This is a genomic window from Anaerostipes sp. 494a, assembly GCF_001940315.1.
GTDB lineage: Bacteria > Bacillota > Clostridia > Lachnospirales > Lachnospiraceae > Anaerostipes > Anaerostipes faecalis.
Genome location: NZ_MJIF01000002.1, coordinates 1 through 3,545, shown reverse-complemented (window position 1 = coordinate 3,545; position 3,545 = coordinate 1). Strand labels below are relative to the sequence as shown.

Annotated in this window: 3 protein-coding genes and 2 pseudogenes; all 5 read right to left on the bottom strand. The window is 35.3% G+C overall.

Annotated elements, in window-relative coordinates; translation table 11 throughout:
• Nucleotides 1-43 precede the first annotated feature (43 nt).
• Nucleotides 44-589, bottom strand: coding sequence for a beta-class carbonic anhydrase (locus BHF70_RS12200; protein WP_075759151.1), 546 nt, complete (start codon nucleotides 587-589; stop codon nucleotides 44-46).
• Nucleotides 590-601: 12 nt separating this feature from the next.
• A pseudogene (ybaK, locus tag BHF70_RS13065) lies at nucleotides 602-1,080 on the bottom strand (Cys-tRNA(Pro) deacylase).
• Between the two features lie 44 nt (nucleotides 1,081-1,124).
• Complete coding sequence (locus BHF70_RS12190; protein ID WP_075759153.1) at nucleotides 1,125-1,511, bottom strand: hypothetical protein; 387 nt, start codon at nucleotides 1,509-1,511, stop codon at nucleotides 1,125-1,127.
• A gap of 102 nt (nucleotides 1,512-1,613) precedes the next feature.
• Nucleotides 1,614-2,534, bottom strand: a pseudogene (locus BHF70_RS12545) (peptidoglycan-binding protein); the annotation flags it as partial.
• On the bottom strand, nucleotides 2,479-2,976 hold the full coding sequence (locus BHF70_RS12805) for an alcohol dehydrogenase catalytic domain-containing protein (protein WP_278277241.1): 498 nt from the start codon (nucleotides 2,974-2,976) through the stop codon (nucleotides 2,479-2,481). The gene BHF70_RS12805 and the pseudogene BHF70_RS12545, both read right to left, overlap by 56 nt.
• Nucleotides 2,977-3,545: the final 569 nt, after the last annotated feature.

The window sequence follows — 3,545 nt, the reverse complement described above, 5'->3', positions numbered from 1 at the left end:
CATTATTTGACATTGATACACGATGGCTTTCCATGATAAATTTCTATGATTCTATGACATTCAATTTTCCCGTAACAGAGTCCATTACATACCCTGATATCTTTACATCTTCTGGAATCAAAGGATGCTTTCTTAACATTTCCACCGAATCTCTTACCGAATTATCAACACAGTCAAATCCTTCTAACCATGTATCAAAATCAATTCCGCAATGACGTATCAGATCAATTTTATCCTGATTGATTCCCCTTTTCTTCATCTGTTCTATCATCATATCACTGTTAATATGCTGAACACCGCAATCAGTGTGCCCGATGACCATAACTTCTTCAATTCCCAGTTCGTAAATACCTACCAGTACACTTCGAACCACACTTCCGAACATATGGCTGATAACACCTCCGGCATTTTTTATCATTTTTACATCTCCGTTTTTGACTCCCAATGCTGCCGGAAGTAATTCTGTCAGTCTTGTATCCATACATGTTATAATAGCTATCTTCTTATCCGGATATTTACTGGTTCTGTATTGTTCATATTTTCCTTCTTCAACAAATTTTTTATTAAATTCTAATATTTGATCTATCACGATTTAGCTCCTTTAATGTGTAATTTGTTCTGTTTTCCCATGACATGCCTTTAAATAATCATCTGGTGTCAGCTCGATCTGTATTCCATTTTTGCCTCCGCTGACCATGATGGTTGTCTGGTCTAATGCACTGCTGTCAAGTACCGTTGGATATTCCTTTTTCATTCCTATGGCAGTACATCCCCCACGAATATATCCTGTAATTTTATTAATGTCTTTCACATGAATCATTTCAACTGATTTTTCATCAACAGATTTTGCTGCTTTTTCAAATCCAGTTCTTTGTGTATGGGTATGACAAACACAAAAAATCCCCCGTTTTTTCCAACTGTTACCAGTGTCTTAAAAACCTTCTCATAAGGTTCATCCAGCATATCCGCAATGGCTATTCCATCAATAAATTCCTTACATTCATATCGATGAATTTCATATGGAATCTTATTCCTTTCCAGTATTCTCATAGCATTTGTTTTTGCTTCTTTTTTTGCCAAAATATTTTCCTCCTGTCAATCGTTTTATAAATTATACTGTTCTTTTATCTAGCAAATAGTCCGTAAATCATTGATACGTAACAGGCAAAATCACCAATTCTTTTTCTTTGAAATCCCAGCTCAATTCTCCATGCGGTTTTTCTATTTTGAGAAGACATATATTCAGCCAGCTGATCAAGAGATTCAATTACACTATCATGCATTATGGTCCTCTGATCATTATCTCTCTCAGACTTTGGTGTAATCTTCCAGTGTGCTCTCAAATCGGCATAAGCAGTCATTCTTTCCAATGCATAACTCCATGCTGCCTCAAAATCCGGATCATCTTCCGGCGCAGCCGCAATAATATCTTCATAAATTTTCATTGCATCTTCAAATGTTAGATTATATGGTGCTTCCAGATAATTTTTATATATAAAGTCTTTAAACATAGAAAAACCTCCTTAAACAGTCTGTGTGATAATCACTTTTCATATAATATAATTTCTTTTTATATTATATCATTTTTACTGTAAAAAGGAGTTTTTCTTTCATTATTGATTTAACTCTGCAATTCTGCTTACACCTACATATATTTCACTGATCTTATACCAGGTTGGATAATCCACAACTCCTGTCTGATCTAATCCAAAAACATTCTGAAACTTCCTGACTGCATCTGCTGTTTGTTCTCCATATTGCCCATCTGCGGCAACTTTTGGAATTGATGGATAATCTCGTGAAATCCGATTTAGCTGTTCCTGCATCTGTTTCACTTTATTTCCGCTTGATCCAATCGTCAGATCATATCCTGGCCAGGAAGAAGGAATACCTGCTATCTGCTCAGCTGTATTAATATACATATTTTCCCCATAATAGTATCGGAGAATCTCAATAGGTGAATATCCCTGATCACCTAGATACTTAGATCCCCATTGTGTCATCCACTCAGGGCAAGTTACCCTCTTTCCGTCGCAGTATTGTGTCAAAATAGGTTGTTTTACATTTGGTCTGGAAAGATAATTGGAAAAAATCTCATCTACGATTCTGTTAATAGATTCATAGGTGGTTTTCCCTGGCATCCACTTATGATCATACGCCGTAGATGACGTAATGGTAAAATCGTGTCCTTTATTACGGTACCATTCTGTATAAACACGATTTAAAGTAAAAGACATGATAGCCAGTATATTAGCCTCTAATGTTGCTCTGGGCCATGTGGAATATATTTCGCATGCAGCTACATTTTTAATGTAATCTTTGTAACGTACATAATGGTCTTCTGCTGTTTTATCTCCAACCGGTCCATCACTTCCACAGATTTCTGTGCATCGTTTTACAACATCTTCTTTAGAACCATTGACAACATGAGTTGCACCTACTTCTAAAGCAACAGGGAAACGTGTTTCTACGTCTTCATCAAGACCAACCATAACAATGTTTACTGCTCCCATGATTTTTGCAATCTGTACTGAGAATAATCCAAGAGGACCTGTACCAAATACAACAACATCCTGTCCTGGTAATAAATGAGGCCTGCTGTGCAACTGCTTTATAAGCATTACAAATAGGATCTAAAACTGCTGCTTCTTCATATTCCACACCTTCTGGAATTTCCCAGATTGCATGTTTATGAATTCTTAAAATTTCACCTGGGACTTTACAGTATTTAGAAAATCCACCGCCCCATGTATTGTTATCTAATCCGAGATTTACTTTTTCTTCACAGCAAAGGAAATCTCCCATTTCACAAGCCGGGCAAACACCACATACATGTGCGCTATTATCAGAAACAACTCTCTGTCCAACTTTCCAGTCTGTTACCTTTTCACCGACTTCAACAATTTCACCTGCAAATTCATGTCCACGGATAGAATTAAATTCATCAGAACCATTATCAACTCTCCAGTGTTTCATATCTGCACCACAAATGGCAGCTGCTTTAATTTTAATGATAATATCTTCTGGCCCACAAGTTGGTTCTGGAACATCTGCCATTGTGTAACCACCAAATTCCTTACCATATCTTACAATTGCCTTCATATTTTACCTCCAATATAATTGTTTAAAATACCTTTTCGTTTCTCCAACATCTTTATTCGAAAGCGCTTTCTTTATTTGATGTCTTTATTATAAACCCACTTTTTCTGTGAGTCAAACATTTTATGTCTGTTTTACAGATATTCATTAATTTTTCACAGATTTATTGTTTTGTTTTCTCGCATTTTGGAGATAAACACTTTTATTTTTGTGCATATTTACTATAAACTTTTTGATTTTAAAGATTTTTATTTTTGATTTCAAGATTTTATACATTAATTTTTCTGTGTAATAAAAAAAGAAACCGGAACTCTGTGAAACATCACAAAATTCCAGTTTCCTGTTTTAATTTTATCCTGATTATTTTTCACTATGAATGTTTAAAATCGCTCTTATCCCTATTCATCTCCGCGGAATATAATTTCTCCGGTCTTTTCATCCATACT

Excerpts from the sequence above, each read along its gene's own strand:
- BHF70_RS12190 (WP_075759153.1), bottom strand. The coding sequence starts at position 1,511 with ATGTTTAAAGACTTTATATATAAAAATTATCTGGAAGCACCATATAAT.
- BHF70_RS12805 (WP_278277241.1), bottom strand. The coding sequence starts at position 2,976 with ATGAAACACTGGAGAGTTGATAATGGTTCTGATGAATTTAATTCTATC.